The organism is Butyricimonas sp. DFI.6.44 (assembly GCF_022132345.1).
In the GTDB taxonomy this organism is placed as follows: domain Bacteria; phylum Bacteroidota; class Bacteroidia; order Bacteroidales; family Marinifilaceae; genus Butyricimonas; species Butyricimonas muris.
The window spans coordinates 14,254-39,566 of the sequence record NZ_JAKNJD010000006.1; the positions used below are offsets into that span (position 1 = coordinate 14,254).

16 protein-coding genes and 1 tRNA gene are annotated in these 25,313 nt (G+C 46.4%); 14 read left to right on the forward strand and 3 right to left on the reverse strand.

What is annotated here, in order from left to right; genetic code table 11:
• Nucleotides 1-114 precede the first annotated feature (114 nt).
• From L0M98_RS09405 to L0M98_RS09425, 5 genes are all read left to right on the forward strand, one after another.
• The gene (locus tag L0M98_RS09405) at nt 115-3,627 is read left to right on the forward strand and encodes an ABC transporter permease/M1 family aminopeptidase (RefSeq protein ID WP_227215809.1); all 3,513 of its coding nucleotides are present in this window, start codon (nt 115-117) and stop codon (nt 3,625-3,627) included.
• 60 nt (nt 3,628-3,687) lie between these two features.
• A complete protein-coding gene (locus tag L0M98_RS09410) occupies nt 3,688-4,767 on the forward strand; it encodes an efflux RND transporter periplasmic adaptor subunit (RefSeq protein ID WP_227215808.1) in 1,080 nt (359 codons plus the stop codon).
• Nucleotides 4,768-5,092: 325 nt separating this feature from the next.
• On the forward strand, nt 5,093-8,224 hold the full coding sequence (locus L0M98_RS09415; protein WP_186974652.1) for an efflux RND transporter permease subunit: 3,132 nt from the start codon (nt 5,093-5,095) through the stop codon (nt 8,222-8,224).
• Nucleotides 8,225-8,236: 12 nt separating this feature from the next.
• Complete coding sequence (locus L0M98_RS09420; protein WP_099291052.1) at nt 8,237-9,649, forward strand: TolC family protein; 1,413 nt, start codon at nt 8,237-8,239, stop codon at nt 9,647-9,649.
• Between the two features lie 166 nt (nt 9,650-9,815).
• Complete coding sequence (locus L0M98_RS09425; protein WP_099291051.1) at nt 9,816-10,532, forward strand: head GIN domain-containing protein; 717 nt, start codon at nt 9,816-9,818, stop codon at nt 10,530-10,532.
• On the opposite strand, the gene L0M98_RS09430 is transcribed toward L0M98_RS09425, so the two are convergent.
• Nucleotides 10,519-11,868: a S41 family peptidase gene (locus tag L0M98_RS09430; protein WP_227215807.1), complete on the reverse strand. Its 1,350-nt coding sequence runs from the start codon at nt 11,866-11,868 to the stop codon at nt 10,519-10,521. The two genes, L0M98_RS09425 and L0M98_RS09430, sit on opposite strands and share 14 nt — an antisense overlap.
• 356 nt (nt 11,869-12,224) lie before the next feature.
• Between L0M98_RS09430 and L0M98_RS09435 the strand changes: the two genes are divergently transcribed.
• The 8 genes from L0M98_RS09435 (at nt 12,225) to L0M98_RS09470 (ending at nt 21,628) form a co-directional block, all read left to right on the forward strand.
• Complete coding sequence (locus L0M98_RS09435; protein ID WP_099291049.1) at nt 12,225-12,917, forward strand: GNAT family N-acetyltransferase; 693 nt, start codon at nt 12,225-12,227, stop codon at nt 12,915-12,917.
• An 11-nt stretch (nt 12,918-12,928) separates the two neighbouring features.
• A complete protein-coding gene (locus L0M98_RS09440) occupies nt 12,929-14,113 on the forward strand; it encodes an argininosuccinate synthase (protein WP_227215806.1) in 1,185 nt (394 codons plus the stop codon).
• A gap of 166 nt (nt 14,114-14,279) precedes the next feature.
• A complete protein-coding gene (gene argC / locus L0M98_RS09445; protein WP_227215805.1) occupies nt 14,280-15,242 on the forward strand; it encodes an N-acetyl-gamma-glutamyl-phosphate reductase in 963 nt (320 codons plus the stop codon).
• Nucleotides 15,243-15,252: 10 nt separating this feature from the next.
• Nucleotides 15,253-16,365, forward strand: a complete 1,113-nt coding sequence (locus L0M98_RS09450; RefSeq protein ID WP_227215804.1) for an aspartate aminotransferase family protein — start codon at nt 15,253-15,255, stop codon at nt 16,363-16,365.
• 34 nt (nt 16,366-16,399) lie between these two features.
• Nucleotides 16,400-17,176, forward strand: coding sequence for an acetylglutamate kinase (gene argB, locus L0M98_RS09455; protein ID WP_227215803.1), 777 nt, complete (start codon nt 16,400-16,402; stop codon nt 17,174-17,176).
• Nucleotides 17,176-18,231, forward strand: coding sequence for a M20 family metallo-hydrolase (locus L0M98_RS09460; protein WP_255723118.1), 1,056 nt, complete (start codon nt 17,176-17,178; stop codon nt 18,229-18,231). Before argB ends, L0M98_RS09460 begins: the two co-directional genes overlap by 1 nt.
• Nucleotides 18,232-18,452: 221 nt before the next feature.
• Nucleotides 18,453-19,790 carry an argininosuccinate lyase gene (argH, locus tag L0M98_RS09465; RefSeq protein ID WP_227215802.1) on the forward strand — a complete coding sequence of 446 codons (1,338 nt, stop codon included), beginning with the start codon at nt 18,453-18,455 and terminating at the stop codon, nt 19,788-19,790.
• 506 nt (nt 19,791-20,296) lie between these two features.
• Complete coding sequence (locus L0M98_RS09470; protein ID WP_099291043.1) at nt 20,297-21,628, forward strand: sigma-54-dependent transcriptional regulator; 1,332 nt, start codon at nt 20,297-20,299, stop codon at nt 21,626-21,628.
• A gap of 141 nt (nt 21,629-21,769) precedes the next feature.
• Here the strand turns inward: L0M98_RS09470 and L0M98_RS09475 are convergent, their stop codons facing one another.
• The gene (locus L0M98_RS09475; protein WP_227215801.1) at nt 21,770-24,241 is read right to left on the reverse strand and encodes a hybrid sensor histidine kinase/response regulator; all 2,472 of its coding nucleotides are present in this window, start codon (nt 24,239-24,241) and stop codon (nt 21,770-21,772) included.
• A gap of 376 nt (nt 24,242-24,617) precedes the next feature.
• Here L0M98_RS09475 and L0M98_RS09480 point away from each other — a divergent pair, with 376 nt between their 5' ends.
• Nucleotides 24,618-25,178 (forward strand): flavodoxin, encoded by a 561-nt coding sequence (locus L0M98_RS09480; RefSeq protein ID WP_227215800.1) that lies wholly within the window; start codon nt 24,618-24,620, stop codon nt 25,176-25,178.
• Nucleotides 25,179-25,217: 39 nt separating this feature from the next.
• On the opposite strand, the gene L0M98_RS09485 is transcribed toward L0M98_RS09480, so the two are convergent.
• A tRNA-Arg gene (locus L0M98_RS09485) sits at nt 25,218-25,289 on the reverse strand.
• Between the last annotated feature and the right edge of the window lie 24 nt (nt 25,290-25,313).

The following is a 25,313-nucleotide window of genomic DNA, read 5'->3' on the forward strand; positions in this document are numbered from 1 at the left end:
CGTGATTTATGAAGAAAGATGCTCATTTACTTGCAATTGTATTTTATTCTTCCTATCATTGTGAAAACGTGCGCGAAGCTCTTGAGCTAATAAGAATTTTTAAATGCTGTCATCATGAATCTTCACAATTTGAGAACGGTTGCCGCTTACAACTCTAGGTTATTGCTGCGGAGTTGGTTGTTTCGAATCTTCTTTTTACTGACGTTCTGTTGTATTATTTTATACCAAATATTGATTCAGTCGAATCTTTTTATGCTATCGAATAGCGGGTTAATTAGCCTGTCTTCGTTTTTCCCTTACATGAATGCTTATTTGTTCGCGGGATTGCAGGCTATTCCGTTGATATTTCTGGCGGGAATGTTTCTGACGAAGGAGAGGAAGCTGGATTCGATGGATACGATCTATTATCGTCCGGAGAGTAATGCCGAGTATGTACTGGGTATGGCTGCCGGGTTCGCGGGGGTGTTTACCGTGATGGCGATTGTATCTTTGTTTTTCGGTTCTTTGCTGCATCTTTTTGCCAGTAGCTCCCCGATGAACGTGTGGATATATTTGTTTTATCTGGTTACTTTGATTATTCCGGCATTGATTTTCATGGTTGGACTCTCTTTCTTTATCCATACTTGGGTACGTAATCAGGCTTTGAGTATTTTACTCCTTTTGATGGTTGTCGGATTTACGATTTTTTATGCCGGGGGCATGGGACAAGGTGTTTTCGACCCGTTCGGACATAGCTTGCCGAATACTTTCTCGAGCGTGACGGGACATTCGGATTTGACCGGTTATCTTTTACAGAGGTTGTGTTGGTTGCTTGTCGGTTTCGGTTTGCTCGGATTCACGGTGTGTTTGTTCAAGCGACTTTCCAATCGTCCGGTGAACCGGGTACGCGTGATGGGACTTTCTATTGCTTGCATGATAGCGGGTGTTATGGCGGGAGGTCTTGTTTATTCTTTTCACTCCCAAAAAATCTCCGTGAGAAAGGTTTATACGGAAACTTACAATAAATATAATAACGTGCCGAAAGGCAGCGTGACACGTCATGATATACGTTTCGAACAACAAGGTGATGAAATGAGCGCGAAAAGTACTCTATTGATACAGAACCGTACACGGGAAACATTACCGGAGATTATTCTTTATTTGAACCCGGATTTGGAGGTGCTTTCGATCAAGGGGGATTCGGATTTATCGTTCGAGCGGGAGCAACAAGTGATTCGGGTACGAAGGGAATTGCAACCTGACGAGGAGATCGTGCTGACGGTAGTGTACCGGGGTGGAATAGACGAGCGGATATGTTACTTGGGAGTGCCTGATGATATCGTGTTCGAGCAGGAAAGTAATGCTTATTTGAAATGCCGCTACGGAAAGAGGTTCATGTTTTTGGATAAGAATTTCACTTTTCTGACACCGGAATGTCTGTGGTATCCGACAACGACACCGCCCGTGAATCCGGCTCACCCGTATGACGTATCCCCGGAGTTCACGTTCTATTCGTTGCAAGTATCGAACCCGGGCGAACGGACGGTTATTGCACAAGGGGATGAGGAAAAAACGGATAACGGGTTACATTTCACGAATCACCTTCCATTGCCGGGAATTTCACTTTGTATCGGCGGTTACGAGAAAAGGGAGATAACCGTTGATTCCGTGCGATATGAACTTTATCTTTTCAAAGGGCATGATGATATTTTGAGGGGCTTGGAGGCGTTGTCTGATTCATTGCCCGGGTTAATCCGGGAGATGCGGGAAACTGTCGAGTATCAGATGCGTCATTCTTATCTTTATTCCGGTTTGAAGTTGATTGAAACGCCGATAACTTTAGCGAGTTTTTTCCGGCAGGAAAAAGGGACGAGTGAATATATCCAACCCGAGATGGTCTTTCTGCCGGAACGGGGAGTCGGGGTTTGGTCTGATCACAAGGCGGTAATGGAAAGGACAATGAAGGTGATAGCTTCCGTTGCAGGTTTTGATAATATCTCCGAAATGGACAGACTCCGGCAAATGGTTCATGGGAGTTTGACTAATTTATTGACAAGTGCCACGACCATGAATTATGATCGGGGGCAGATACTTATGCGGTGGTTTGGTCCTTCGGCAATCAAGAATGTGGCAGGAAACAATCTTTCGACACGCAACAGTTTGTATTATGCCGCTTCTATGTTTTACGATTATTCGCTTTGTTTCCGGTCAGGTGATTATCCGATTATTAACGCGGTATTATTGAACATATTAAAGAGTCGCTCACGAGATTATTCCGGCCAGATGGCGGAAGAACGTGCTCTGAATTACCTTTCTTCTCATAGTTTTGAAGAGGCTTTCCATGACGGAGAACTTGATCCGGTTGTTTTGTTTCGTGTATTACGGATGAAATCAAAAGAGCTGGTCAGGAGATTGGCTTTAGGAGATATGACAGAAGAGCAGGTCGTCGATTTCTTGGATGGATATATCGCGACACATCGTTTCCAAAAGATTGATTTCGACCAGTTTGATGAAACCTTTGCACGGGAATTCGGCGTCCGTTGGCGGGATGTATTGCCTTCTTGGTACACGAATAAGCGATTGCCTGAATTTTGGATAAAAGATTTTAAAGCGGCGTCCGTGGGTGCAGATAAAGAAAAGGCGGATGAGATGAATAGAATTTTATCTCTTATAGGTAATGGAAGCGTGTATATAGATGGATTGAGCGGCAGTGCCTCGAGGGTGCGTCTTACTATTTTTAATGATAGTGATGTGGACGGGGTGGTATCTATCGAAGCCCGGAAGACAGAGGGGCGTCCCTCTTCCGGCGGTTCCGCTTGGAATTTCGGAAGAAGAATGGAAGAGTCTACCATCACTCGTAATTATTTGATAAAAGCAAAGAGCGGGAAGGAGATCGTGACTAATTTTGACGAGGGTATGATTACTTTGAATACTAATCTTTCTTTGAATATTCCGACAACTCTGAGCGGAGAGAGAGGGGGTACGACAGATGATAAAACCGGCGATAACGAGAGAGAGCTCGGGCGCTCTTATTTTCTCCTCGGTGAAAACGTGACCGTGGTAGATAACGAGGAAGAGGGTTTCCGTATTGTACAGTCTTCATCCAAGAAGCGGTTACGCGATTTGTTCGCCAAGGAGCCGGAGAGTAAATATCTGCGCCAGAATAGGTCGATACAGCTCATGGATGGAGTGGAAGTACGACCGGGATACGTACAAAATGAGAGTGCCTACGGGCTTTCCAAACGTACTCATGCCTTTATGATGCAAGGCGGGGGTGCAAGTATGGAGTGGGTTACCCGGATCGAAAAGGAGGGCGAATATGATGTTTATGCTTATATTCCGCCAAAGATGAGTGCTTATAGAGTCGATAAGGAAAAGCAGGGAAAAGGTATAACCGCCGGTTTTTCCATGGTGACCGCATTTTCGACAACAGAGAGTGATGCGGGATTTAGGCAATATTATACCTTGACAAATGGCAATGAGGAAAAAGAGGTTGTCGGGGAGTGTGACGGGACATTCGGTTGGATATTATTAGGACGATACCGGCTTTCTCCGGGCGAATGTAAAGTCGTGCTGACTGACGAGGGGGAGGCGGATCAGGTGCTTTTAGGTGATGCCGTCAAGTGGGAATATATAGAGGATAAATGATTTTATAGAAACTTTAACACGGGCTTTTGAGTATATATAGTCGATTTAAATGACATATATATGAACAAGACAGTGTTTTCGGTATTGAAATGGGCTTCCGTGTCGGGACTTTTGTTGCTCGTATTTTCCTGCCGTAGGGCTACGCCCGGTTTGGAGATAGCGCAACTGGTAAAGATAGCGGAGGTGCAGAAGTATGAAGGGGAGAGTAGTACGACTTTTCCGGGGAAGATAAAAGCGGCTTCCGACGTGCAGCTGGCTTTCCGGGTAGCGGGTCCTATTTTACGTTTCAACACAGAGGTGGGAGAGTATGTGCGGAAGGGACAAGTGCTGGCAGAGATAGACCCTAGGGATTACAAGTTGCAGTATGACGCCACGAAGGCGGAGTACGAGCAGGTGACGGGAGAATCGGATCGGGTGATCGAGTTGTATCACCGGAAAAGTGTCCCTGTAAATGATTATGACAAGGCGGTTGCAGCGAAGCAACGAATCGCGGCATTGTATCATGCCCACTTGAATGCCTTGAATGATACGAAACTGAAAGCCCCGTTTGACGGGTATATTCAAAAGAAATTTTTCGATGCCCACGAGATCGTGAACACGGGGACTCCCGTGTTGTCCATGATTAATAATGATTACTACGAGGTAAATATAGATATACCTTCCAGTGATTTTATCCGTCGGGAGAGTTTCGAGGAATTTTATTGCGAGGCGGACGTGTACCCGGGGGTAAAGATTCCTTTGGAATTGCTGGATATGACACAACAGGCGAATTACAATCAATTGTTCAAGGTACGTTTCCGGATGAAACCGGAGTCCGATCTGAGTCTGGCGGCAGGGATGAGCGTTAGCGTGACGATTCGTTTTACTCCCGGGCAAGCAGGTCTTGCTGTTGTTCCCATTTCTTCCCTTTTCCAGAAAGAGAATAAGTCGTATGTATGGGTGTATGACACCGCGAAAGAGGTCGTGGGGATGCATCCTGTTCAGATTGTGGAACTGCATAAGGACGGACAGGTAATTGTCGAATCCGATCTGTCGGACGGGACGGTGATTGTTTCGGCAGGAACCAATACTCTTAAAGACGGACAGAAAGTACGGCGATTGACTCCCGTGTCTTCTTCCAACGTGGGAGGACTGCTTTAATTTTAGATTTAAGGATTTTAGATTTTAGATTGAACTCCTCCGTCGGCATAGCCGCCTCCTCCTCTATAAACAGAGGAGGAGCTGGAATACAGTCTTGAACGCGAGAGAAACAACTTGTAACTTGCCGAAGGCAAATGCAACTTGCGACCTGTAACTCGCCGCAGGCGACTCTAAACAGAGGAGGAGCGGTGAATCTTACCGAAGACGGTGAGTATTTTAGTTCTCCCTCTGTTTATAGAGGGAGTCCCCGAAGGGGGAGGGAGTTTGAAATTAACTTGCAACTTGCAACCTGATAACTTGCAACGTTGCCTAGCAACAATATATTATGAACTTTACGGAATATGCATTAAAGAATAGAGCTTTTGTCTACTTCTTCGTTTTCGTTTTGGTAGTGGGGGGAATATACTCGTTTTTCACGATGAGTAAGTTGGAAGATCCGGCGATTACCGTGAAGCAGGCTATGGTGGTGACGGCCTATCCGGGGGCTTCTGCCTATCAAGTGGAGTTGGAAGTGACGGACGTACTGGAGAAAGCGATTCGTTCCATGGGCGATTTGGACCACGTGTCCTCTCGTTCGATGGACGACGTGTCGGAGATTATGGTGGAGTTGAGCAGTACGGTTCCGTTAGCGGAATTGCAGCAGAAGTGGGATATTTTACGAAGAAAAGTGATGGGTGTACAATCCCAACTCCCGGATGGTGCCCAACCGTCTATTGTTATGGATGATTTTGGGGACGTGTACGGTATGTTTTATGCCATGACGTCCGACGGTTTTGATTATCAGGAGATGTCCGACTACGCCGAACTCGTCCGGCGTTCCGTGCTGGATATTGACGGGGTGAGCAGTGTGGACGTGTACGGGGAACGGCAATCATGTATAAATGTCGAGTTCTTGGAAGACAAGATGGCAAACATGGGAGTTCACCCGGCAGAGATAATCATGACGCTCAACGGACAGAACAAAACCGTGTACTCCGGTTATTTCGACAGCGGGGAGAAACGGGTACGTGTAAACGTGAACGGGGCGTATAAGGCGATCGACGACATCCGGAACTTGCTTATTAAAGGGCACGAGGAGGATCAGATACGACTTTCGGACGTGGCGCAAATCACGAAAGGATACGTGGAACCCCAGCGGGAAGGCTTGATATATGATACTTTACCGGCAATAGCTATATCCATTGCCATGGAAACCGGGGGAAATATTCTCGAACTGGGTAAAAAAGTGGATGACAAGCTGGCAGAATTGAAACAAGAGATTATTCCGGCGGGGATAGATTTCCAGAAGGTTTTCTTTCAGCCTGCCAGAGTACGGAGTGCCATTAACGTGTTTATGGTCAATCTGATCGAATCGGTGATTATCGTGATTCTTGTCGTGATGCTTTTCATGGGTTTCCGGAGCGGATATATTATCGGGACAGGATTGGTGATCGTGGTTTTAGGATCGTTGCTCGTGTTATACATGATGCACGGTACGTTGCAGCGGGTTTCGCTCGCTTCTTTTATCGTGGCGATGGGAATGCTTGTCGATAACGCTATCGTGATAACGGACGGTATTCTGGTCGATTTGAAGAAGGGAATCCCGAAACCCGCTGCGCTGGTTAATATCACGAAGAAGACCGCTTGGCCGTTACTCGGGGCTACAACAATCGGTATCTTGACTTTCCTGCCGATATTCCTTTCTCCCGACACGACGGGCGAATACGTTCGGGATTTGTTTATCGTGCTGGCAGTTTCCCTGTGGTTGAGTTGGATTCTTGCCCTCGCTTTCGTGCCAATCCAAGCCGATCGGGCTTTGCGGGTGAAACCGGGCGAGGTGGAGGACGAGCAGAAGATGTACAGTACCCGGACGTACCGGGCGTTTCGTTCCACGCTGCAATTCTCGGTACGCCATCGGGTGTGGGTACTTGGCGGGGTGATTCTTGTACTTGCCGTCAGTGTATATTTGTTCCGATTCATACAACAGGGCTTTTTCCCCGATTTGAGTTACAATCAATTGTATATAGAATACAAGATGCCATACGGTACGAACCCTCAAACGGTGAAACGTGATCTGGCGTCGATACAAAGTTACCTTTCAAGTCAACCGGAAGTCACGACCGTAACCACGAGTCTTGGGGGAACCCCGTCACGTTACAATCTGGTACGTACGGTTGCCGAACCCGCGCTCAGTTACGGGGAGTTGATCGTGGACTTCACTTCCCCCGAAACCCTGAAAGCAAATCTCGATACCTTGCAGCGTTACCTTTCCGAGCATTACCCGGAGGCATACGTGCGGATGAAGCAGTACAACCTCATGTATATGGATTTTCCCGTGCAGTTTATGATTACGGGACCCGATCCCGCCGTGTTGAAAAGGCTTTGTGCCCAAGTGGAGGAGATCATGAAAGAGGATTCGACCACGGTATTGGTGACGAATAACTGGGGACCTACCACCCCCGTGCTTAACGTGGACTACTATCAGCCGATTGCCCGGGTGGCGAATCTTTCCCGCGAGGACGTGGGACTGGCTTTATTGGCAACGACCGACGGGTTGCCCGTGGGTTCGTATTACGAGGGAGAGCATGATTTGCCCATATATATCAAAAGTATCGGGAAGGATCGGCAACGTCCCGGAAAGTTGAATAACGTTCCGGTGTGGAGTCTGGTGCCCTCGACCAATATGTTGAATATTGAAACGGTGAAAGAACTGATGGCGGGGATGATATCTCCCGACGAAGTGATGACAGCCGTGGCGGGTTCTACCCCGTTGAATCAAGCTACAAACGGTATCACGGCCTCGTGGGAGGTTCCCGTGGTGCGCCGTTACAACGGGCAGCGTTCCATCTCGGCCGAATGTAACAATGCCCCGGGATACACGGCAAACGACGTGCGTAACAGTCTTTTGCCCAAGATCGAGCAATTGAATATCCCGCCGGGTTATTCCACGGAATGGCAGGGGGAATACCTCGCAAGTACGCAATCCAAGCAATACCTGTTCAAGAATGTGCCTCTCGGCATCGTTCTCGTGTTGGCAATTCTTATTGCCTTGTTCAAGGACTTCCGTCGTCCGCTAATGATTATTCTTTGTTTGCCGCTTGCCATTACCGGGGTGGTGCTCGGGATGCTTCTGGCGGGTAAGGAATTTGGATTCGTGGCTATCGTGGGAGCCCTCGGATTGGTCGGTATGATGATCAAGAATGGCGTTGTACTTGTCGATGAGGTGGATATCCAGATTCGATCGGGGAAGGATAAAGTGCTCGCTTTACTCGATGCTTCGTCTTCCCGTTTGCGTCCGGTGTTTCTGGCGGCGATGACCACGATTCTCGGTATGATTCCCTTGATTAACGATGATATGTTCGGCTCGTTGGCGGTAACTATCATGGGTGGATTGTTTATCGGTACGGTAGTAACGCTCGTTATCCTGCCCGTGTTGTATTCTCTCTTTTTCAAGATAAAAATGGAGCGGAAAAATTAAAATCATAGTATCATGAAATATTGTATCATTATAATAATCTTTTTGGCTGCATTTCAGACATCTCGTGCCCAGCAGAAACTGGATTTGAAGCAATGCCGGGCTATGGCGCTTGATTACAGCAAACAACTCTCCATCGCCGAGCGGCAGAAAGAGAAAGCGATTTGGACAAAGAAAGAGTACCGGGCGAACTATTATCCCCGTCTTTCTGCCTCGGGAACGTATTTCTACTATCAAAAAAAACAGGAGTACAAATTATCCGGGGGATACCTCCCCACTTATGTGCCGGACGAGAGCGGCAAGTTACAGCCGAACGTGATCATGGGGGGTGACGGCAAACCGGTCATGGGTACTGACGGCAAGCCCCTTTTTCACGAGTATGCCTTTTTGCCCGATATCCCGATTACCCTTTCGATGAGAGGGGTATATATGGCGGGAGTGCAATTACAGCAACCGATCTTCATGGGGGGTAAAATACGGGCGGCACATCAGGCGGCTAAATTCGGCGAGGAGTTGGCGGATGAGAATATCCGGCTCAATCGTTCGGAAGTGCTTGTCGAACTGGAGCAGGCTTACTGGCAATATGTCCGTGTGCAGGAGCTGGTTTCTGTGGCTCGGAAATACAAAGAGGTCACGGGTGAACTGGTGAAAAACCTAGAGGATGCCCGTGACGCGGGTATGGCTCCGTTGAATGATGTATTGAAAGCGCAAGTGAAACACAACGATGCCTTGTTACAACTGCAACAAGCACAACACGGTCGGACGCTGGCAGGCATGAATCTGTGCCGTTTGATCGGGTTGGAGTTGAATACTTCTTTGGAATTGACCGATACTCTTTCGGGGACAATAACACCGGGTATTTTGTCATTACCGGATGAACTTAGTCAGCGTCCCGATTATAATATGCTTGAGAAACAGGTTGAAATGAAGCGTAAAGAGGTGAATGTTACCCGTTCCGATTTCCTTCCGCAAGTGGGTGTTATGGCAGGTTACAGTTACGGGGGCGGTTTAAAATTGAACGGTGATAATTCCAACTCTGCCTCTTTCAGTGCTATGGCTTCGGTTCAAATACCGATTTTCAACTGGGGGGAAGGACGTAACAAAGTGCGGGTAGCGAAAGCCGAGGAAGAGATTACCCGTTTGAATAAAGAGAGGATGAGCGAAATGATGCAACTGGAGATATCCGGTAATCGTTTTAAATTGAGCGACGCCCAGACTCGTGTAAACCTTACCCGGTCGGCTCTGGCACAGGCGGAGGAAAACTTGAAAGTTTCCCGCAACCAATATGACGTCGGCATGGAGAGTCTGACCAATCTTCTTGAGGCTCAAGCGCAATGGCAACAAGCATGGAGTGACTGGGTGGATGCCAAAGCGGCTTTGAAGGTTTGTGAAACGGAGTATTTGAAATCGTTGGGAAAATTAGAATAGTTTGTAAGGTTTGTAAAGTTCATAAAGTTTATAAGGTTTATAGACCCCTGCGGGGCGCTTTGTCCACGGCAGCTTGAGCTGCCGATAAGCACGGTCCGAAGGACACCCGTTACTTTATGAACTTTATAAACTTTACAAACCTTATGAACCTGATAAACTAAACACCATGAAAAACTTATTATTACTATTAGCGTTATTGATTGTCGGGACTGCCGTCGCGCAAGTCAAACGAATTAAAGGAACAGGGTATCTTTTAGTACAGGCACGGGATGCCAAACAATCTTTCACGAAAGTTTCCGTGCAGCAGGGAATCACGTTGTACCTCAAACAAGGTACGGAATTCGGGATCACGATTGAAGCGGATGATAATATCATCTCGTACGTGAAAACGGAAATAAAGAACGGTCAGCTAAACGTGTTCCTTGATCCTAATGTCATCATTCGTAGTTTTACCGCTATGAATGTATCCGTGGCGGCGCCCGATATAACTGATATTAACGTGGAATCGGCGGCAAGATTAATCGGAAGTTCCCCGTTGAAAGTGAATAAATTGGATATAAATGCTTCCGGGGCAGCAGTCGTGAAATTGGAAGTAGAAGGAAAAGAGTTAGACGTGGAAGCCTCTAATGCCGCAAAATTGGAATTGAAGGGAGCGGTCGATCACTTGGAACTGGAACTTTCTTCCGCTGCAACTTTAAAAGCGTGGGATTTACGGGTAACCGATTGCGAAGCGGGAGTCAGCGGGGCAGCCAAAGCAGAGGTATACGTGTCGGGCACGCTGGAAGTGCAATTGTCATCGGCCGGATTGCTTATGTATGACGGCAATCCCCGTATCACGAAAAAAGATGTAAGTGGACGGGGCGCTCTTGTCAAAAGGAAGTAATGTGGTCTTCGAATATCACGACGGATGAGGCTTTTTCGGGAATGATCCGGTTGTATTTCTCTACGGACATACTTCTGGATTTTAATACTACCGGAGTTTTCCCGGGAATCAGAGCGAGAGTCGCGGCAAGCAACGGATCGTTTACATCGTCCAGTTCATACCGGTGCGGGAATGGTTCGGGTATGTATTCTTTCGGTTGAATACCTCCACGTACGGATTCGCCGCGGCTATTCGTGTAGAGCAGGGATATCAACGTGATATTCCAACCTTGCAGGTCACTTTCCGTCGGGGTAAACGTGATACCTCCCATGTTTTTCCCGACAGTGGGAACACCAATGACATTAACTTCCATGTAAGGAGATAAAGCACTGATAAGCAATTCAGAAGCTGATGCGGTTTCTTTTCCTGTAATTACCCACAAGCGCGATAAGTTCAAGCGGGAATCGGCGGGAACCGTTTTGTCGAAACGTTCTTCCAGTTGTTCCGGTATATCTGCATATTTCTCTTGATACACGTCGTTCCATCTTTTGTGTATCAGAATTTCTTCACTTTCCACGACACTTTCCGGGGCTATAAGTGAACACAAGCGTTTAACAGCAAGCATATATCCGCCGGAATTATAACGCAAGTCAAGAATTAATTCCTCGATACCTTCTTCTTTTAGTTTTTGGAAAACGTTGTTCAATTGAAGTAGTGAAGTGGTGTTACGGTACACGAAACTGGAATACGCGATATGACCGATCTTACGTTCCTCGTGGTCGATAACGCCGTACGCGAGTATAGGATTGATAGTAAAATTCTGTGAGGTCAGTTCTATCGTCTTGTAAGGTTCCGATACTTCATCCTCGGACAACCCGATAGATAAAACACTCTTGTAATAAAGATTTGTATAGTTTTCCGTGGTAATCTTCTTACCGTCCATTCGGGTAATCAGGTCGCCTCGTTTTATTCCTGCTTTTGCTGCCGGAGAATTGTCATACACGAAATTCACTTCGGCAATGATGTACCCCTTGTCTTCCCAAAAATTGAGATGATAACCGAATCCGTTTTCGTATCCGCTGGCATCGGCAATTTCACCGAATCCCTGTGATTTAGTGATACGTGACCATGGATCTTTCTCGTATTTCATGTTGGCGAAATAGGTTAACGGATCCAAATCTGCTTCTATCTTTTTATCCTTGACTTCATCTGCCCAGAAATACTGGTCTGTCATCTTGTCTTTCGTGAACGTGTTGATGCGCTCGTAGGTACGAGATGGGGGCGACGGTCGGACTGATGTGTCCTCGCAACCGATCAGAAGACCGATAAGAACCAGAAAGAAGCAAATTCTATACATATTTCATCGTTCTAATTACAAAACACAATATTACGGAATTTTGATGAATTTCCATGCACGAGAAAGTAAGAAAGTTTTATTGGTCTATATTTATGCATATTTATCCAATAGTCAAGCGAGGCTAATATTTTGTGATTCCCGAGAGATTCTCTGTAAAGTGTCCACGTGACGCTTGGTTGTTTTGGAAGCGTTTGATTTATAATGTCGTGCAAGAGAATTCTATTTTTCTTCAAAAAAATGGCATAAATACTTGTTTGTTTGGAATATTAATGCATATATTTGCAAACTCAATAAATAAATATGCATATAGAGAAAACGGAAAATGATTTGAATGATTTAGATTAAATTGTACGAAGATGAAGATTGAAGTATTGGTTGCGTCCGAGAAACACCTGTCATACGTGACGGCGATAAATGACGCGATTGACAACGCTGCAAAAGCGCGTGGAACAGGTATAGCAAGAAGAACGAACGAGTATATCGCCGGGAAAATCCGGGATGGCAAGGCGATTATTGCTTTGAACAGAGAAGAGTTCGTGGGCTTCTGTTATATCGAGTGCTGGGGACACCAGAAATTCGTGGCTAATTCCGGGTTGATCGTTGTACCGGCATACCGGGGATTGGGAGTGGCAAAACGCATCAAGAAAGCCGCTTTCGATTTGTCGCGAAGGCGATTCCCGCGGGCGAAATTGTTTGGTCTGACCACGGGCGAGCAAGTGATGCGTATCAATACTTCGTTGGGTTACGTGCCTGTTACTTTTGCCAAGTTGACCGATGACGAGGAGTTTTGGGCTGGTTGCAAATCATGCGTAAATTACGATATCTTACAACGGACAAATATGACAAAATGCCTTTGCACGGGAATGATTTATGATCCGGAGGTACATGCCCGTGTTCGGGATGCGGCGGGGGAAAAGAGCGGGAACCTACCCGGTAGAATCTTCCGAAAATTGCGTCGGGTGGTGAGTGTTATGCTTGCTGCTTTTAAGGCACCGGGAAATCATCCCGGTGGAAAGCAGGAATACGGGGGAGTTGTTTGTCGTTTGTAAATAACAGAAAAATGAAAAAAGTTGTTTTAGCGTATAGTGGAGGATTGGATACCTCCTACTGTGTGAAATACTTGAGCGATGAACTGGGGCTTGAGGTTTACACGGCGATTGCCAACACGGGCGGGTTCTCGCCGGAAGAGTTGGTTGTGATCGAGGAAAAAGCGTACGCCCTTGGGGCGAAACGTCACGTGACGCTCGATGTAACGGGCGAATATTACGAACAGTGTATTCGCTATATGGTATTCGGGAACGTGTTGCGTAACAAAACTTATCCTGTTTCGGTAAGTTCCGAGCGGACATTTCAAGCGTTGGCAATCGTGCGATATGCCAAGGAAATCGGTGCCGATGCGTTAGCACACGGGAGTACCGGGGCGGGAAACGATCAAGTACGTTTTGATCTTTGTTTCTCGGTATTCGCTCCTGATATGGAAATTATCACGCCGACTCGTGATTTACGATTGAGCCGGGAGGACGAGATCGCTTATCTGAAAGCAAAGGGGGTGGAACGTGATTGGACAAAATTGGTTTATTCCATAAATAAAGGACTTTGGGGTACTTCCGTTGGTGGGCGGGAAACTCTGACGTCCGATCGGTCGTTGCCTGAAGAGGCTTATCCCTCGTCGTTGCAGCGGGTGGGGGAAGAGGAATTGACTCTCGCCTTTGAACAGGGGGAATTGTGTGCGGTGAACGGGAAAACGTATGCTGATAAAATCGAGGCTATCCGTGCGGTCGAAGCCTTGGCTGCTCCTTGGGCTATCGGGCGGGATACGCACGTGGGCGACACGATTGTAGGGATTAAAGGTCGCGTGGGCTTCGAGGCTGCTGCACCGTTAATTATTATCAAGGCGCACGAATTACTGGAAAAACACACGTTGACGAAGTGGCAGTCGTACTGGAAGGAGCAATTGGGTAACTGGTACGGGATGTTTCTGCACGAGGCGATGTACGGGGAACCGGTGATGCGGGATATCGAGAAATTTCTGGAACACTCGCAGCGTAGCGTGTCGGGTGAAGTACGGGTATTGATGCGTCCCTATCACTTTGATTTGTTGGGATGCCATTCTCCGCATGATCTAATGAATGCTTCTTTTGCCAGATACGGGGAGGAAAACAACGCGTGGACAGCGGAAGACGTGAAGGGCTTTACCCGAATATTGTCAATGCCGTTGAGAATACACGAGGCGGTTAATAAATGAGTTTATAAAGTTTATAAGGTTCATAAAGTTATAAAGTTATGGGTGTCTTTCGGACAAAATTAAAGCAGCAGCTTGTGTTGCCGTTGATATGGTATCTCGTGAGTTATTAAAACCTTGTAAACCTTATGAACTTTATAAACTTTATGAACTTTATAAACTGATTGTCATGATAAGAGTTGGAATAGCAGGTGCTGCCGGGTACACGGCGGGAGAGTTGATTCGGATTCTCGTGAATCATCCCGCCGTGGAATTGCGGTATTTGCAGAGTGAATCACACCGGGAAGAACCGATAGGACGGGTACATCGGGATTTGTTGTATTCAAAACAGGTTTTCACGGATTTGGATTTTGATGACATAGATGTACTTTTCCTGTGTATGGGGCATGGAGTTTCTGCCCGTTTTCTATCGGAGAACAAGATACCGCCATTCGTGAGGGTGATTGATTTGAGTAATGACTTCCGCTTACGGGCGTCGGCAGGTAATTTCGTGTACGGGTTACCGGAGTTAAATAAGGACAAGATCATGGAATGTCAACGTGTTGCAAATCCGGGTTGTTTCGCGACTGCGATAGAGTTGGCTTTGTTGCCTTTCGCGAAGAGTGGATTGTTGACAGATAGAATTACGGTCTTCGGCATAACCGGATCGACAGGTGCGGGGCAACGGCCAACAGAAGAAACGCATTACAGTAACCGGGCGCAGAACTTATCCGTGTACAAGGTTTTCACGCATCAGCATTTGGGCGAGATTCGGGAAACCTTGCAGGAGGCGGGAGCAAAAACAGAACTCGATATCGCTTTTGTGCCCGTGCGAGGATGTCATACACGGGGAATTATGGTGAACGTTGTGTTTCAAAGTAAAGCCACGTTAGAGGAATTGACAACTCTTTATAAAACGTATTATGAGCAACATCCGTTTGTACTCATGAGCGATGAGCCGGTGTCATTGAAACAAGTTGTGAACACGAATTATTGTTTTATTCATCCGGATAAAGAGGGGGATAACGTGCTCGTGACATCAATGATTGATAATCTGATAAAAGGAGCTTCCGGACAGGCGGTGCAAAATATGAACCTGATGTTCGGTTTAGACGAAATGACAGGATTACGATTGAAAGCAAATTATTTTTAATGATCAAGAAATGTTTGAAGTATATAATCTGATAAATATAGAGCCCGTCCGGGCAGAGGGAATGTATTTTTGGGATAAGGAAGGAAACAAATACCTTGACCTCTATGGCGGGCATGCCGTGATTTCCATCGGGCATACCCATCCCCGGTACGTGGCGGGAATCACGGAACAGTTGGAAAAGATCGGTTTCTATTCCAATTCGGTGGAGAATCATTTGCAAGGAGAGTTGGAGGAGAAATTGAAACACCTTTCGGGATGTATGGATTACAACCTGTTCCTCTGTAATAGTGGGGCTGAGGCGAACGAGAACGCTTTGAAACTTGCTTCGTTCGTGACCGGGCGGGCAAAGGTGCTTGCCATGCGCGGGGCTTTTCACGGGCGAACAAGTGGAGCCGTGGCGGTGACCGATAATTCCGAAATACGGGCTTCGTGGAATATGGGGCATCAAGTGAAGTTTATCCCGTTGAATGACGAGAAAGCTCTCGAACGGGAATTGGCAAGCGAAGAGTACGCGGCTGTTATCATCGAGGGAATCCAAGGTGTGGGAGGAATCCGGGTTGCGGAACCTGCTTTTTTACAATTGGCACGAGAATGTTGTAACAACCGCGGGACTTTGTTGGTACTTGACGAAATACAATCCGGGTACGGGCGGAGCGGACAATTTTTTGCACATCGCTATGCCGGGATAAAACCCGACATGATTACTATGGCTAAAGGCATGGGGAACGGATTCCCGGTGGCGGGAGTACTTGTTCACGAATGGATAGAGGCAAGGAAAGGAATACTGGGAACCACTTTCGGGGGAAATCACTTGGCGTGTGCCGCGGCCATTGCCGTGTTGGACGTGATACAGCGTGAAAATCTGATAGAGAACGCCTTGCAGGTCGGAGAATACTTTGCCGAACAACTGAGAGGATTGCCCGGGGTAATTGAAGTACGGGGAAAGGGATTGATGATAGGAGTGGATATTGATATTCCGCATATTATATTCCGTCGCCGCTTGTTGGCGAATTACAGGATTATCACGGGATACAGCGGGAAAAATACATTACGGTTACTTCCCCCGTTGTGCATGAGAAAGAAGGAAGTGGATTATTTCACGGAAAGCTTTAAAGGCAATTGAAAATTGAAAGTTGAAAATTGAAAATGAATGCGACATGAGATACAAAGTAATAAAAGTTGGCGGGGCATTGTTGGAAGACGAGGGGCGGTTGGAGCTGCTCTGTCGGAAACTGGCGAAAATAGAACCTCCTTTCATGATTGTGCATGGGGGAGGAATATTTGCCGGACAATTGGCAGAACGTTTGGGAATACCCTGCCGGATGATTGACGGGCGTCGGGTAACAGACGATGAGATGTTGCGTGTAACCGTGATGGCATACGCCGGGTGGGTGAACAAGATATTGGTAGCCCGGTTGCAGACACTTGGTGTAAACGCTTGCGGGTTATCCGGTTGTGACATGAATTTGGTGGGTGCGAAACAGAGAGTGCAAGAAGGAGTAGAATGGGGACATGTGGGAGATGTTGTACATGTAAATAGTACTGTATTGGAATTGTTGTTCCAACGTGGGATTGTGCCAGTCCTGTCACCGATTACGTGTGACGGGCAGGGAGGATTATTAAATTCCAATGCCGATGGAATCGCATCGGCTGTCGCGAAAGCCTTGTCTTCCCGCGTAGAAGTCGAATTAATCTATTGTTTCAATAAACGTGGGGTATTAAGAGATATGGAAGATGAAAATTCCGTGATTCCTCGTTTGACTCCCGTTATGTATGACAAACTCAGACAGGAAGGACGTATTCATGCTGGAATGATTCCAAAATTGGAATATTCATTTGTTGCAATACACGCGGGAGTACAATCCGTGCGATTGGTTCATCCCGATGAATTGGATAATCCCGAGGCAGGCACTCGAATAACCGGAGAAGAATAATGGATACAAAGGAGGCAATAGAAGTATTAAAACGGATTATATCCATCCCCTCTTTTAGCGGGGAGGAGGGGCAAGTGGCAGATGTTATAACCGGAATACTGCAAAAATATAGGTTCGACGTGCATCGTCAAGGTAATAACGTGTGGAGTCGCTCGCCGGAGTTCGACGCGGCGAAACCCACGTTATTACTGGATGCACACTTGGACACGGTACGTCCCGGTGGGGCATGGGATACCGATCCGTTTACCCCGACGGTAAGGGATGGAAAATTGTACGGCTTGGGAAGTAACGACACGGGCGGAAGTATCGTGTCCATGTTGGCAGCGTTCATCATGTTGAACAGAAAGCCACAAGCGTATAATCTGGTGTATTTGGGTTCCGCGGAAGAAGAAAACACGGGAGCCGGGGGAATACAACGCGTATTCCCGGAATTGGGGAGAATTGATTTTGCCCTCGTGGGCGAGCCTACCGGAATGCGTCCCGCGATAGCCGAAAAAGGTCTTATGGTATTGGATTGCCATGTTGCGGGAGTATCAGGACATGCTGCACGGGAGGAAGGCGTGAATGCTATTTACGGGGCATTGCAAGATATAGAATGGTTTCGCACCTATCGTTTCGAACGGGTGTCGGAACTATTGGGAGCGGTAAAGATGAGCGTTACGGGGATTGAGGCGGGAACGGTACATAACGTGGTTCCCGCGACTTGTCGTTTCATGGTGGACGTACGGGTAAATGAACTTTACACGAACTTACAAATACTTGATACAATCCGTCGCCACGTGAAATGCGAGGTATCCCCCCGCTCTATCTCCCTCGATTCATCATCGGTACCCGCGGAGCATCCGGTCGTTCGGCGTTGTCGGGAGTTGGGATTAGAACCCTACGGTTCGCCCACGACCTCGAATCAAGCTGTGATTCCATGCACCTCACTGAAGATTGGTCCGGGAGATAGTGCCCGTTCCCATACGGCGAATGAATATATTCGCTTGGATGAAATAGAGCGAGGAATAGAAATGTTTGTTCGAATATTGGACGGGATAATAATTGATAATTGAAAATTGAAAGTTGAAAATTGAAAATGAAAAGATTTCCGAAGCGAAAGACTATTCTGGCTCCTCCTCTGTTTATAGTCGCCTGCGGCGAGTTGCAGGTTGCAAGTTGCATTTGCCTGCGGCAAGTTACAGGTTGTTTCTCTCGCATTCGAGATCGGCTTCCGGGCTCACTTGGCGGCGTAGCCGACGGAGGAGTTTAATCTAAAATCTAAAATCTAAAATTCATGCGGCTTTGGGATAAAGGATACGATGTAGACAATTTTACCGAATCATTCACCATCGGGAAAGATCGGGAATTGGACGTGATGTTGGCGAAAGCTGACGTGACGGGGAGTTTGGCACATTTGGAAATGTTACATCACGTGAGTTTGGTAAGTGACGAAGAATACAGACAACTACGAAAGGCATTGATCGGTATTCATGCACGGGTGGAAAAGGGGGAGTTTGTGATAGGAGAAGGGGTTGAGGATGTACACTCGCAAATAGAATTGATGCTGGTGGAGGAATGTGGGGATGCGGGAAAAAAGATCCACACGGGACGTTCCCGGAACGATCAAATATTACTTGATTTGAAATTGTTTTCGCGAGAAGCGATTTTCGAGACATTGGAAAGCGTGGAACGCTTGTTCCGTTTGTTGATACAGCGGGCGGAGGAAAGCAAGGATATACTGATACCGGGATACACGCATTTGCAGGTAGCGATGCCCTCTTCATTCGGGTTGTGGTTCGGCGCTTATGCCGAATCGTTGGCAGATGATTTGTTGCTCTTGAAAGCGGCGTACGATATGGTAAATACCAATCCGCTCGGGTCGGGTGCAGGCTACGGTTCGTCGATAGCCTTGAACCGGAAAATGACAACCGGGTTGTTGGGATTCGCCGATCTGGCGTATAACGTCGTGTACGCTCAGATGCAAAGAGGAAAGATGGAAAAGAACGTGTTGTTCGGGTTGGCTGCCGTGGCGACAACTTTGGGGCGGCTGGCTGCCGATGTCTGTCTGTTTGCCTGTGGAAATTTCGGTTTTCTGCATCTGCCGGATAAATACACGACAGGCTCAAGCATTATGCCGCACAAGAAAAATCCGGATATATTCGAACTGATTCGGGCGAAGTGTAATCGCTTACAATCATTGCCAACCCAAATGGCAATGTTGTGCGGGAATCTCACCTCCGGTTATTTCCGGGATATGCAATTAACGAAGGAATTATATTTACCCGCGTTCCGTGAATTGAACGATTGTCTTTTTATGGCTCATCTCGTGCTGAAAGACATGGCGTTAAAACGGGATATACTGAAAGATCCCCGCTACGGGTATATTTTTTCCGTGGAAGATGTAAACGAAATGGTGATGGCGGGAGTACCTTTTCGGGAAGCCTATCGAAAAATAGGAATGCAAGTCCAACAGGGGGAGTATCACGCGGGGACGCGTGAGATTCATCACACGCACGAGGGGAGTATCGGGAATCTTTGTCTGAACAAAATAAAGGACAGGTTTGACGAAAGAATAGCCGCGTGGGATATTTCTGCCGTTCGGGAAGCTGAAAAACGCTTGTTGAAATTGTAGTCTTTTTCTACACTTTTTCCACATAATTCCCCATGGAATACATTCCACGGGGAATTGTAGTTTTATAGCATATCATTGATAATTAGATATCTGAGTGGCAGTGTTACCCTGTTTGCCGATATGGCATACAATTCTCTATTATAAGAGTAAAGGATTGAATGATAAAAAAGGAGGAATTATGGTAACGTACATATTTTTCATCGTGATGGCTATTTCGGGACTTTTACTACCGCACTTTTTAAGTGACCCCGAACATGAAGCGGAATAAAGAAAGCTGGTTGCACGAGCAACTCGATATACACAACTAAGAAGGAATGGACATGCGTCTAAGTTCGTCTGTTCAAAACAGGAACTTTGTCCATAAGTAGAAGATTGAAAGAGGGGAATTTAAAGGGCTTAATTATAGCCCTTTTTTTATGGCTGAGATTTCCATTTTTCCTAAATTGCGTTAAAAACTTTTTTCTTTAGTCGATTAAAACTATTTTCGTGTGTAAAATAATCGACGTATGGCAAAAATCTTAGTGGTTGATGATGATACGACTTTCTGTATCATGTTGAAGAATTGGTTAGGGAAACGGGGATTCGAGGTGGAGAATGCATTCTCGTACAAGGAAGCCGTGAAAAAATTGGACAAGGAAACGTTTGATCTTGTGCTGACGGATTTGCGTTTACCCGATAAGGACGGGATTGATTTGTTGCGGTTGATTAAAGAGAAAACACCCGAGACACAGGTGTTGCTAATGACAGGATACGCCGATATTCAGACAGCCGTGACGGCGATGAAGTTGGGGGCTTTTGATTACGTGGCAAAACCGGTTATCCCGGACGAAATTCTGAAGAAATTGCAGGAAGCGTTGAAGCTGGAAACGGAACCTGCCAAGCCGGTTCAGGCAAAAGTTAAAACAACGGCTTTCGCTTATATAAAAGGGGTAAGTGAGAGTGCTGATCAGCAGTACGAGTATATCCGTTTGGTGGGACCGACCATGATGACCGTTTTAATTAACGGCGAGAGCGGTACCGGTAAGGAATATATAGCCCGTCTGATTCACTTGACGAGTGCCCGGAAAGACGGGCCTTTCGTGGCAGTGGATTGCGGGGCTATCCCGAGAGATATTGCCACGAGCGAGCTTTTCGGACACGTGAAAGGTGCTTTTACGGGGGCAGCGTGTGATAAACAAGGATATTTTGTGACGGCATCCGGGGGAACGATTTTCCTCGATGAGATAGGTAATCTGCCTTATGACGTGCAGGTTCAATTGTTGCGTGCCCTTGAAGAACGCAAGGTACATCCCGTGGGAAGTAGTGTCGATGTGCCTTTTGACGTGCGTATTATTTCGGCTACAAACGAGAATTTGAAAGAAGCTGTTGCCGAAGGGCGTTTCCGGGAAGACTTATACCATCGTCTCAACGAGTTTTCCATCCAAGCTTTGCCGTTAAGAGAACGGAAAGAGGATATCATGGTATTTGCCAATCATTTCCTTGACAAGGCGAACGAAGAATTGGGTAAACAAGTGGCAGGATTTGATGATGAGGTGATGCGGATATTTAATACTTACGCTTGGCCCGGTAACCTTCGTGAATTGCGTAATATCGTGAAACGGGCAACCCTGCTTTGCCAAGGAAAATTAATCACTAAGATATGCTTGCCACCGGAATTATCACAAAAGCCTGTCGAACCGGAAAAGACGATGGGTACCCGCCGGGAGATGGAAATCGAATTAATAAAGGAAGCTCTGCAAAAGTGCAGGAATAACAAGAGCGAGGCTGCCCGGATGCTCCAAATCGACCGAAAAACCCTGTATAATAAGCTAAAAAACTATGGGTTGGAGGATTTATAGTTTGTAAAGTTTATAAGGTTTATAAAGTTCATAAAGTTAAAAAAATCAACGAGATATTATATCAACGGCAGCACAAGCTGCCGTTTTAATTTTGTCCGAAGGACACCCGTAACTTTATAAACTTTATGAACCTTATGAACTTTATAAACTCCGAAGCAACTGTATTACTTCATTCCCCGTTTGAACGACTTTTCTCACGGTTTCAGCTACCTGTGCTTCTTCCACTTGTTCGGGATCCATTCTCTCGAGGGAGAGTAATAGCGGTATAACTTGATTGATTGACAATTGTTTGAACATAGGCAGCATCTTGTGAGCGAGTTTCTTGACTTGTTCCATCTCGTGTTGCTGCACGTGTTCCTCAAGATGTTGGAAATTCTGGACACAATCCGAAACGAAGGATTGAATGATCTGGTTTGCGGCATCCTTATCATTGTCGGCGAAGACCATGATCATACTTAGGTCAAAAGGTGCGTTCGTGTCATGGTCTTCACCCGCGGGTGGAGCTATTTTGATGTCCCAGTCCAATAACTCGTTTACCTTGGTGTAAAGTTGTTCCGGGGTAAACGGTTTATTCAGGTAGGCAGAGAACCCGGCATCAAGGTACTCCTGCTCCTGCATGTCAGCTCGTGCCGACAGCGCGATGACAGGAAGGTCTTTTATCTTTTCCGATGCTGACTGTCTGATCTGTTTCACCAGTTCGAACCCGTCCATATCAGGCATCTGTATATCCGAGAGAACAAGGTCGTAATTCCCTTTTTCGAGTATGGACAGCGCTTCAAGAGGATGGGTGCACGTGTCGCTGCTAATACCTACTTTACGCAAAAATTCCGAATTGACGGTAAGCTGTAATTCATCATCATCCACGAGGAAGGCTTTTGTTCCCTCGTGCATAACGGGAGCGATTTGTCCCGGTTCTGTCGCGGCTGTTTCTTGCATGGGCGCTTTCACGAGAGGAAGTTTCACGGTGAATGTGCTTCCTTCCCTCTTTTTACTGTTGAGGGAGAGTTCTCCTCCTAACAGGTGTACGAGTTGCATCGTGATCGTGAGTCCCAATCCGGTTCCTTCCGCGCCGTTATTGTGCTGTGGTGTAAGTCGGGTAAATTCCTTGAAAATAAGTTCCTGTTCTTCTTCCGTCATGCCGGGACCGGAGTCTTTGATAACGATCATCAGTTGCTCGTTGTTGGTTCCGGGGCTAAAGGCGGAGAGCGAAATCTTACCTTTTTGAGTGTATTTGATGGCGTTGGAGAGGATATTCACCACGATCTGCCTTACTTTCATGGGATCGCCCAAGAAATGTTCGTTCAGCGCGTTGCTGATATCACTCCTTAATTCTAATCCTTTTTCTCCGGCCAAGGGCAGAAAACTGTCTGCAATCTCTTGCAGGAGGCGACCGGGAGTGTACGGAACGGTATTAATCTCCATTTTGTTGGCTTCCAACTTGGAGAAATCCAGTAGGTTATTAGCCAGATGCAATATATGCTCGGCAGAGCCTTTCATGTTCCGGAGGAAATAATATTGGCGTTCCTCCAAGGGTGTATTGCTCAGTAATTCAATATACCCGATAATAGAACTTAGGGGTGATTTTATATCATGCGTAACGGTAAGCATCAACTTTTCCCGGTTGTGCAACAAACGTTCCGTGTAAGCGTTGGCGGCTTCCAGTTCCCGCCTGTATCGTTGGCTTTGGCTGATGTCATTGATGATAAGAATAACAAAAAACACCACCAGCAGGCAGGCTATGATTGCCACCCACGAGAGCGTTTGGGTAAGCTGTTCGGTGGTTGTTTGCTGCTGTTCCAAACGGATACGGGTATGCTCGATTTCCTCTTTTTCGAGGGCTTTTAATATGCGTTTCAAACGTTCCGTGATCTTTTGTCCGCTCTGTATGACAATCTTTTCCCGCTTGTAAATCTCTGCATCGATTTCTTCTTTCTCTTGCTGGTATTGACTCCACGAATCGCGGATCACGTTCATGAGTGAATCCGTGTTATTGGATATCCCGACCGTGTCCGCAAAATAGTGGTAGGTCGTGTCCACTCTTAAAATGGAATCCCTTTTAGTACGGATGCCGAGCCACCCTTTCTTTTCTTTAATAATCTTACTGCTATCCACTGTCGCGACAATCCGATGTTTGATTTCAGGTTCTTTGCCGATAGAGTCTTTCAGAAATTCAATCTTTTCAACTGTCTTATTGTAAAAATCCTCCGGGATAGCGTATTTTTTGACATAGAGTAAATCTTTCAAATTCTGTATCCGGTCGCTCAAAAGCGCATGAACCGTGTCGATCCGCATGTTTTGTTCCTCGCTCATGGACAGGTATTTCAAGGTATCCATATTATACCGGATATCTTGAATCAATTGCATATACCTGTTGAAATTCTTTTCCGAACCGGTTTGGGAAAAAGACAATCCGGTATTCTCTGCCTCGTATAGTTTTGTCAGCGTATTGCCGATGATGAATAATTTCTGTTGCATGACAATCTCGTCATTCCCTTTCTCCGTGAGAGCTATCGTCTGCTTGTAAATAAAAATGATGGCAATAGCACCGAGAAGGAGTATCAGAATATACCCCGTGATCAGTTTGAATTTGGTAAATTTAAACGGTCTTTGCATAACTATCAGTTTGTACAAAGGTATAAAAACTCCCGATAATCCGAATCGGTAATACAGGGCAAATGCGTTAAAAACGCTTCTCGCTCGGTTCATAAAGTTGAGCTTTTCAGCTCCTAAAGTTTATAAAGTTCATAAAGTACTGTGCGTTCTTCGGACAAGGTTTACCGGCAGCCATGCTGCCGTGGACAAAGCGCCCGCCAGAGTCCATAAACCTTATGAACTTTATGGACTTTATAAACTTTTGATGCGTTTGCCCTGATCAGTAATACGGGTATATATATCCGTAATTCGTATAACGAACGGTTTATCGTTTCCCCTTATTTTTGTATTGTCGAATAAACGAGATACAATATAATAATCACAAAAATAGAATAGTATGAGCAAGAAATGTTATTTATTCATGTTAGCGGCGGTATTCACCGGCGTCGGATTGGAAGCACAGCCTTCAGCGGAAAAGAAAAAAGTACTGGTCGTGTATTTTTCCCATAGCGGGAATACCAAAGAAGTGGCGAACCAGATAAAAGAAGCCACGGGAGCCGATGTTTTTGAAATCGTGCCGGAGAAAGCCTATCCGACCAACTATCAGGCGGTAGTCGATCAGGCAAAGAAAGAGATCGCGGAAGGACATAAACCTGCAATAAAGGGAAAGATCGAAAATATCGAGCAGTACGATACCATATTCGTGGGCTCGCCTTGCTGGTGGGCGACGATTGCCCCTCCCGTGTCAACATTCTTGTCCGGGTATGATTTATCGGGGAAAACAATCATCCCGTTTATGACACACGAGGGTAGCCGCATGGGACATACGGGTGACGATATCAAGAAACTTTGCCCGAAATCAAAGGTACTGGACGGCTTCCCGGTACGAGGCAGCCAAGTGAAGAAAGCGAAAGAGGATATATTGAAATGGTTGCGGGAGATTAAGATAATCCGGTGAATAAAAAATGTGTGTCAGTTCTGACACACATTTTTTATGTGATCCCCACGGGACTCGAACCCATATCAAAGGAACCGGAATCCTTCATTCTATCCATTGAACTAGGGGACCATTGTTTTATCCGAGTGCAAAGCT